Origin of the sequence: Photobacterium sp. GB-36 (assembly GCF_003026135.1) — a bacterium.
GTDB lineage: Bacteria > Pseudomonadota > Gammaproteobacteria > Enterobacterales > Vibrionaceae > Photobacterium.
Genome location: NZ_PYNY01000046.1, coordinates 1 through 7,719, shown reverse-complemented (window position 1 = coordinate 7,719; position 7,719 = coordinate 1). Strand labels below are relative to the sequence as shown.

General features: G+C 39.8%; 7 protein-coding genes, 5 tRNA genes and 1 pseudogene. 5 read left to right on the top strand and 8 right to left on the bottom strand.

All coding sequences use genetic code 11. From position 1 onward, the window contains the following. Nucleotides 1-572, top strand: a 572-nt coding sequence (locus C9J46_RS20940) for an S-type pyocin domain-containing protein (protein WP_199190662.1), incomplete at its 5' end; no start/stop codon positions are given. Beyond that, nucleotides 562-819, top strand: coding sequence for a bacteriocin immunity protein (locus tag C9J46_RS20935; protein WP_199190661.1), 258 nt, complete (start codon nucleotides 562-564; stop codon nucleotides 817-819). The genes C9J46_RS20940 and C9J46_RS20935, both read left to right, overlap by 11 nt. A gap of 106 nt (nucleotides 820-925) precedes the next feature. Here the strand turns inward: C9J46_RS20935 and C9J46_RS20930 are convergent, their stop codons facing one another. Both C9J46_RS20930 and C9J46_RS20925 read right to left on the bottom strand, forming a co-directional pair. Next, nucleotides 926-1,252: a hypothetical protein gene (locus C9J46_RS20930; protein WP_199190660.1), complete on the bottom strand. Its 327-nt coding sequence runs from the start codon at nucleotides 1,250-1,252 to the stop codon at nucleotides 926-928. Further along, nucleotides 1,249-1,554, bottom strand: a complete 306-nt coding sequence (locus tag C9J46_RS20925) for a hypothetical protein (protein WP_107288021.1) — start codon at nucleotides 1,552-1,554, stop codon at nucleotides 1,249-1,251. Before C9J46_RS20925 ends, C9J46_RS20930 begins: the two co-directional genes overlap by 4 nt. Nucleotides 1,555-1,782: 228 nt before the next feature. Between C9J46_RS20925 and C9J46_RS20920 the strand changes: the two are divergent. Further along, a pseudogene (locus C9J46_RS20920) lies at nucleotides 1,783-1,893 on the top strand (IS6 family transposase); the annotation flags it as partial. 154 nt (nucleotides 1,894-2,047) lie between these two features. Here the strand turns inward: C9J46_RS20920 and C9J46_RS20915 are convergent. The 5 genes from C9J46_RS20915 to C9J46_RS20895 all read right to left on the bottom strand — a co-directional run bounded on the left by C9J46_RS20915 (nucleotide 2,048) and on the right by C9J46_RS20895 (nucleotide 2,530). Further along, nucleotides 2,048-2,123, bottom strand: a tRNA-Asn gene (locus tag C9J46_RS20915). Nucleotides 2,124-2,129: 6 nt separating this feature from the next. Continuing rightward, nucleotides 2,130-2,204: transfer RNA gene (locus tag C9J46_RS20910), tRNA-Gly, on the bottom strand. Between the two features lie 19 nt (nucleotides 2,205-2,223). After that, nucleotides 2,224-2,308: transfer RNA gene (locus C9J46_RS20905), tRNA-Tyr, on the bottom strand. A gap of 9 nt (nucleotides 2,309-2,317) precedes the next feature. Further along, nucleotides 2,318-2,393 (bottom strand) — tRNA-Thr (locus tag C9J46_RS20900). Nucleotides 2,394-2,439: 46 nt separating this feature from the next. Further along, a tRNA-Ser gene (locus tag C9J46_RS20895) sits at nucleotides 2,440-2,530 on the bottom strand. A 383-nt stretch (nucleotides 2,531-2,913) separates the two neighbouring features. On the opposite strand from C9J46_RS20895, the gene C9J46_RS20890 reads away from it, so the two are divergent. Both C9J46_RS20890 and C9J46_RS20885 read left to right on the top strand, forming a co-directional pair. Then, on the top strand, nucleotides 2,914-4,992 hold the full coding sequence (locus C9J46_RS20890) for an LruC domain-containing protein (RefSeq protein ID WP_233217827.1): 2,079 nt from the start codon (nucleotides 2,914-2,916) through the stop codon (nucleotides 4,990-4,992). Between the two features lie 5 nt (nucleotides 4,993-4,997). Continuing rightward, on the top strand, nucleotides 4,998-5,552 hold the full coding sequence (locus tag C9J46_RS20885) for a hypothetical protein (protein ID WP_107247781.1): 555 nt from the start codon (nucleotides 4,998-5,000) through the stop codon (nucleotides 5,550-5,552). A 62-nt stretch (nucleotides 5,553-5,614) separates the two neighbouring features. On the opposite strand, the gene C9J46_RS20880 is transcribed toward C9J46_RS20885, so the two are convergent. Next, entirely contained in the window at nucleotides 5,615-7,330 is a 1,716-nt protein-coding gene (locus C9J46_RS20880; protein ID WP_107291470.1) for a chitinase, read from the bottom strand. Between the last annotated feature and the right edge of the window lie 389 nt (nucleotides 7,331-7,719).

The window sequence follows — 7,719 nt, the reverse complement described above, 5'->3', positions numbered from 1 at the left end:
CTCAAGATGATGGTGTGTCATTCGATGATATTTGGGTAAATCCACTCAGTGATGCGGTTAATGACTCATCGACTGTATTACCGATGCCTGCTGAGAGTGATTGGCAAGATAGAATTCTTGTGTTCCCAGAAGGTTCAGGGATTGAGCCTCTGTATCTGGTCTTTAAGACAACCGCTCGTAATGAGCCAGGAGTTGTTACTGGGAAAGGTGAAGATATAACAGGGATCTGGTTAGAAAAAGCAGGACAAGGATTAGGAGCACCAATACCGTCCCAGATAGCCGATAAATTAAGAGGCAGAGAGTTTTCAAGTTTTGATGTGTTTAGAAAAGCATTTTGGGTTGAGGTCTCTAAAGATGAATTTCTAATGAGTCAATTTAATAAACAAAACCAGAATCGAATATTATTAGGTAAGTCACCTAAAACAAGAAGTATTGATAAAGTTGGAAAGCGAAATTCTTTTGAAATCCACCACATTGAAGAAATACAATATGGAGGTGAAGTTTATAATGTTGATAACTTAAGAATAGTCACCGCAAAAAATCATATTAGGATACATAAGAATGAAATCTAAAATACAAGATTATACAGAAAGTGAGTTTGTTGAACTTATGGATCTGATTTTTAAAGAGAATACTGCTTTGAACGATGATAAGTTAGATACTTTGCTGGAGAAGTTTGAATTATTAACTGAGCACCCAGATGGAACAGATTTAATATATTACCCTGATAATGAAGCTAATTGTTCTCCTGAAGGTATTACGAAAATCATAAAAGAATGGCGAAAGTCTCAAGGCTTACCGTTATTTAAAGTTGAATAGAAACAAAGAATATTAGCACTACAGTAACTTCCGATTCAGTACGCATAAATACCCATACTGTTAAATAAGCCCTACAACGCAGGGCTTTTTATCACCACAATTACACCTAAAACGACGTATACAACCCTGTCATTTCAGTGAAAGTATCTTCTAACATATCGCAATAAATCCCCGATTGACGTGTGACTTCGATGTACTCCAGTTGGCCACGCTTTTTACGAAAGCTGATCACCGTATAGGTATCACACGGATCTAAAATTACCCGTAACCGTGTCACTTTATTGATTGCCCCCGTATCAGTAGGTAAATCGAATTGCAGTCCTGGTTCGGTAAGGCCGACAAAATGTTTTGCGCCGGTCATGGTAATAAAACGGTTACCGCCTAGCTGGCTTAAAATAGTTTTGGCTATTGCCATATAATACGGCTGACTCATAGTGCCCCCTCCTGCTCGTAACTTTCTACCGCTTCAATAAAACATTCCAGATCGTGACAAGTACCAATTACCGGTCCTAATGCTGGGTATTGTCGCAACACAAAGTTAAGCGCATTCACCATATCCAACACGCTTGGATTGCATTCGCGTAGTCGGGTGTAGAGTTGATAAAGACGCTTATCAATGAAGTAATCGCAGGCTCTGTCGCTCATCGTTGTAGAGCCTGAGTGGTGCAGCGGTGATACGCTGCTCGGTTGATGTGCCTTAGTAGAGCTTGGTGAGTGTGAGTTGGAATGTGCCATCGCTTTTCTCCTTATGGGGTTTCTCATCGCCGTTTTCGCCTAACTTTTTCGAGGCACTGCAGGTTCTTTAAAGCAAGGGCGCGTAGCGTGTATTTCACCCTTGTTTTAGAGGTTCTGCTGTGCAACGTTACAACCCGTGAAAAAGCGATGAGAACAATAAGGAGAAAACAAAAAGCACATGGAAACGGCACACACCTTAGCGACACTTAGCACAGCAAACGAATGTAAAATAAGTGGCAATTTGATTTTTGGCTACGTCATGATTAACCTAAAACAAAAGTACAGGATAGATCCGCCTTTATGAATCGTCTCTTTAATGTTGATGCGATTTACGCGTAATTTAAAGTTAATTGTAGGCTCAATATACCCGTTAAATTATTTGCAACAGCCCCAGCCTACAAAAAATGGTGGTCACCGTTTGGTCACCGAGCATTTTTTAAGTGATTTTTTACAGACGTAAAAAAGCCCGCAATTGCTTGCGGGCTTTTTTATTTGGCTCCTCCTGCTGGACTTGAACCAGCGACATACGGATTAACAGTCCGCCGTTCTACCGACTGAACTAAGGAGGAATTGTTTGGAGCAGGCAGCGGGAATCGAACCCGCATCATCAGCTTGGAAGGCTGAGGTAATAGCCATTATACGATGCCTGCTAAGCATCTCTGCAAATTATGGTGGTGGGGGAAGGATTCGAACCTTCGAAGGCAGTGCCGGCAGATTTACAATCTGCTCCCTTTGGCCACTCGGGAACCCCACCGAAATTTAATGGTGCCGACTACCGGAGTCGAACTGGTGACCTACTGATTACAAGTCAGTTGCTCTACCTACTGAGCTAAGTCGGCACTAAAATTTCGTTTTATCATCAAGCCAAAGCTTAACAATTAAATATGGCGGAGAGATAGGGATTTGAACCCTAGATACGCTATAAACGTATGCCGGTTTTCAAGACCGGTGCTTTCAACCACTCAGCCATCTCTCCGTAAGTGCGATGAATAATATCGAGCTAACTTGCTGCTGTAAAGGGAATATTTTGAAAAAAAAATCAATTAGTCAATTATCAATCAAATATGAGGTAGTCATTCAAAAAAACATCACTCCCCTGCGATTTACTGCTTTTCAGTTTTTTAAAAGACTCATATTACAAATAAACACTGTCTTAAAATTCATAGCGTTTTGCAAAAATGAGAATAACAAAAGTGTAAAGCGCCATAACCTATTGTTATGTGTGTACGTTTAACTGGCATTAAAGTTGATTCTTAACTAAGGATGTTTCAAACGCTAACTGGAAGTGGAGTGACAATGAAACGCTATCTGTACATATTTTTTTCATTTTTTTTGTTTACCTCCTTCATGAGTAATAGCTTGGCAAACTCATTTTCATGTAACCAAACAGGCTATTTCTTTCATGATACTGCGAATATCTCATTCATTAACATTGATCGACAGACAAATAACTCAGGCTTAATACCTAATAGTTATGATGCAGTGGGTTTCAATACTCTCGATGGTTATTTATATGGAGTAATAAATAAAAAAGTAGTGCGCATTGATAATGGTTTCAACGCCGATGAGTTAGATATAGTTGATTTACCCGAACATGATTACACCGCAGGCGATGTTCATAACGATAACTTGTACCTCTATGCCAAGCAGGAAGGTATATGGCGCATTAATTTATCAACGAAGCAAGCAACCCAAGTATTAAAAAAGGAACAAGCTTTTTATACACTGGCAGATCTAGCTATTCATCCTGAGGGGGTTGTTTATGCAATTGATAACAGTAGAAATATTCACCGATTTGACCTTTCGCAATCGTTAGAAGATAACAAAGTGGAACTATCACAATCAACAGGGCTTCAAGGATTACGTAATTTTAGTGGTCAGTTTTTCGATGCTAATGGAATGTTATACATTATTGATTCTAAAACAGGAGAGTTATACCTTTTTGATGATATCACTCCCCTCAATGAACAAGAAAGTTTCCGTTATATTTCCTTACCTTCCCTAACGAATGTTAGTAGTACGATTGATATAGCTCGTTGTCGTGATATGACACTCGCTATAAAAGGTTATGATTTTGGTGATGCACCAAATTCTTATGGTACTTCAGTTTCTGTCAATGGTGCGCATCATCAAGTGTCTTCTCATCTTTACTTAGGAAGTAAACCTGATGAAGATCTGCTCGCACAACTTTATCCTGCGTTTGATGATAATAATGACAGTGATGATGAACAAGGGATAACTTTCGCAACTATGAGTTTAAATCAAGGCTCAACCTCTTTTTTCACGGCAAAAGTCGGCGGCTTTTTAACGGGATATCTATCTGCGTGGGTTGACTGGAATAACAATGGTAACTTTAGTGATCCTAACGAGAATGTGCTCCAAAATGTCTCACTGCTCGGTGGCACCCACCACCTTGCTATCGACGTTCCAAGTGATGCAAGCTTAACAGATCAAACATGGGTTCGCTTTAGGCTAAATGAAGATCCAAATATTTCACATCTAGGGCGTGGTGAACGAGGAGAAGTCGAAGACTACCCTATTTCAATTACCAGCTATGACAAGCAAGAAAGTTATTCTTGGTTTCCTTCTCAAGGAAGTTATGCAACTCTCGCGTTTGAAGACCGCTGGCCTAATGAAGATGATTTTGATTTTAATGATGTCGTCCTGAGATACCGTGTTGGACATGTACAACAAGCCACTACTGGCAAGCTTTCACAACTGAACATTGATATTGAATTACAGGCTTACGGTGGGGAATATAATAATGGTTTTGCTATTAAATTAGACGGCGTTACCTCTTCGAGTGTTGATACCGAAAACAGCTATGTTGTCGTAAATAATGCATACCAAGCAAGTATTGTAGAAGCAACTGACAGCCCAGATGATGACGCAGTTTTGATTGTCACGGACTCATTAAAGCAATACTTTTCTTCTGAATGTGACAACGGGTTTTTACGCGTAGATCCTAATTGTGAATTAGATAAAAATGTAACCGTAAAAGCTTCAATGAAAATCACATTCAACGAACCTGTTACCTACCCTAAAGATTTATCTCCATATTTAAATCCATTTATTTTTGCTTCGCCCAATGATAATCATGGTTTTCTAGCCCCGCCTTCTCGAAGTCTAGAAATTCATTTGAAGGACTTTTCTCCAACAATCAAGGCTAATCCAAATTTATTCAAAAGTGGTAATGATGATTCAGGCGATGCCAGCATCAATTGTGGTATTCAAAAAAGCTGCGACAGTTATAAAAATAAATCAGGGATCCCATTTGCGATTTTAATACCTGCTAATTGGAATAATCCGGTAGAAGGGAAAAGTATTTTATCTGCCTACCCTGATATCAAAAACTATCTCAACAATAATGACAGTGAACATGATACATGGTTTATGCACCCTGATCCCTTAAACGTATATTCTCTGACAGTGGAGTAATACTGATGAAAAACTCTCGATTACTGTTACTACTCATCACTTGGATCTTTACTGGTTGTTTAAGCGAAAGTTCATCCGATCAAACCAATCAGCCTATAGAAACAGAAAGTGATACCAGTGCTCAGGTGCAACCCCCTATCTTTTTTCCAGTGAAAGATAGCGGTGACGATAATATAGATAACGGTGAAAGTGACGATATTGATAATATTAGTGATGACGATTTAACTGAGCAAGACGAAGACAACTTTCCAGAATTAGAGGCGAGTAATATTAATTTTTCGGGCAATATCACAACGATCCCCTTAAACATTACTAATCCAATATTTGAAGATGTCTATGTCAATATTTATCGAAATTATAGCACTGATGATGACGGTAATTACATTGTTAATCATGATGATAGAGTCATGGCAACAGCTATTACTGAAGCAAATTATGAGGGCAGCCTATTTTTAACGCCAGATATTAACAAGCTGCTTATTGAGATAATCTCACTGAATGATAATCAAATTATTACACAAAAAGCGATCACATTTCCTATTGAACGTATTAATTTATAAAACAAAAGCCCGAAAGACATTTTATGTTTATCTTTCGGGCTTTCTCTAATTGTTAGTTTTTATTACAACTTTTGCCAAGGGCTCCCAGCATCGGGTTTATTCCCTTGCGTCCACCACTTCGCTTTATATTCACTTCCTTGATAACTGACTTTGTCGCCACCAACATACACAGCTCCTACATTCCATGCAGGTGTATCAGTTGCAGGAGGATCAACGGGCTCTACAGGAACCACAGGATCGACAGGAATAACTGGATCAACAGGTTCGACTGGCGTAACAGGATCGACAGGAGGTTCGATTGGATCAACTGGCTCAGGAGTCACTGGTGTACCACTTTCTAGCGCCCAAGGACCACCACTTGCAGGGTTATCGCCTTGTGTCCACCACTTCGCTTTATAGACAGCACCTTGGTAACTGACTTTATCGCCACCAGTGTAAACTTTATTGCTTTGCCATGTATCCACACCATCGACTGGCGGGTCTACAGGATCCACAGGCTTATCTGTATCAGGTAATTTATCAACTACACGCACATCAGGCCAATTGGCGTGAGAGCCATATGCATTCGCGACACATTTTTCGTAATCACCTTCAACTAAAGCTGAATACGCCGTTTGAAAACCGACTAATTCACATTCAAAAGAAACACCGCCTGGACGATCAGAATAATATTTCCAGTTCGCATCCCAGTTGGTGTAAAGCACGTCAGTGGCACCATTAAGATTTAAACTACCATAGGGTGTTTGCTGCCAGCAGGTGTTTTTCTCATCTTCTGCAATAGCAATTTCATAATGCTCGGCTAAACCTTCCCAGTAACGAATACGGTTAACAGGTTGTCCTTTCTCTCTGTTTTGCTCACCACATTCGATACCGCCATTGATCACATTAATAGTGGTACCAAAGCCATAGGTAATACCGGCATCAATTTCACGTTGTGATGGTTTCCATGTACGATCAATTACATGAAGCATCGCAGGCTTAGGGGCTTGTGGGGTTAAGAAAAACCAAATCGCAGAGGCAAGGTTCAGCCATGAATCAGCAACACGCCCCGGATCATTTAATAATACCGTTGCATCGCCATCAAACATTACTTCCGAGAAAGCGCCATAATTAAAATGGTAAGAGAGCTGTTTAGCGCCTCGGCCAAAATAACCTTCACCGTCAGCACATGGCCAACGTTTATTTTGCCAATCATCTTGCCCACAACCTGTAGTATAACCCGCTTGACCTTCAGACCAGCCCATTTCGCGTACATGAACGAGGGCTTGCTGCCATTCTTCTAATGCCAGTGGGTTATCCGAATAATTATCGATACTGATATGGCCGCCCGTTTCTTGTGAGAAATGGGCAAATGCCGTCACGATAGAGGTTTTACAGATTTCATCAGCATTACGTCCGTCGGTATAGTCGCCACAGAATGCAGGAAACTTACCAATTGCGCGTAGAAAACGGGTATAGGTATATTCAGGCGCTGCCATTTGTGTCAAGAAATTCCACTCTGTTTCAGGAAAAACTCGCTCAACACGTTTTACGTTATCAGGGTTGCTTGAAGCATCAGGGTAGATCGCTTCAACCTCTGTATTTGGGCGTGTTTCGAGTGCTTTAGCCCAAACGTCATACATAGGATCTAACGTCTTTGCATCTTCTGCGGCTGTTATTTCTGCCCGCTCAATGATGTAGCCACCAGGGTTTTCGGGATCAGGCTGTGGATTCATCGCATAACTGCTTGTCGCGGATATACCAGCAATCAGTAATGCTAATTGACTTATTTTCGCCATTATAAATTCCTTTTAAGTACGAATTATCTATCTTTCAGAGCTAAAATAAGTCGGCATACTCACCAAACAATTTTATTTAATGCGACGCTAATAATTTTAATATTCAAAACTCATCTTAGCTATCAGTACATTTACAAATAATTACTTAATAACGGCAACGTTCCATGGTTAAAACCGTGTCACATAACTTGTTTTTATGTACGCTGTAATAAATTCATTCAACTAATATCTTTGGCTGTCACACTGTACACAAAATTTGAAAACATAATAATGAAAGCTAGCAAAGTCTATTTATGGTTATTGTATTTAAAAATACAAAGCCAAGAGTAAATAACTAAGATATTGAAAATTAACGTTTTAAAATCATTCACTTACGATATAATTGGCAA